Source organism: Clostridium sp. DFI.1.208 (genome assembly GCF_024463855.1).
In the GTDB taxonomy this organism is placed as follows: Bacteria; Bacillota_I; Bacilli_A; order Erysipelotrichales; family Erysipelotrichaceae; genus Clostridium_AQ.
In genome coordinates, this window is the sequence record NZ_JANGCA010000318.1 from 1 (window position 1) to 255 (window position 255).

A 255-nucleotide genomic window follows, 5' to 3' on the forward strand; every position below is an offset into this window, starting at 1 on the left:
ATGCAGGACAAAGTGTGGAAATCGTTACAAAGAAACAAACGGTCAAGGAACGTGTCAAGGCTCAGGCATTCTCCATTATCAAGATATCAGACAATGGTGCCGGTGAAGCTGATAAGCTGGCCGGTGTTGAATTTACCGTTAAATCCAAAAAGGATATAGATGCATACGGAAGTTGGGAAAAAGCTCCTATTGCTAAAAATGCAAAGGGACAGACAGCAAAAGTCCTTGTGACTGATAAAAATGGACAGGCGGTAT

The 255-nt window shown here is 42.4% G+C and carries 1 protein-coding gene; it reads left to right on the forward strand.

The window, feature by feature from the left end:
• Positions 1-14: 14 nt before the first annotated feature.
• A partial coding sequence (locus NE665_RS24515) for a hypothetical protein (RefSeq protein WP_256302781.1) occupies positions 15-255 on the forward strand: 241 nt, incomplete at its 3' end.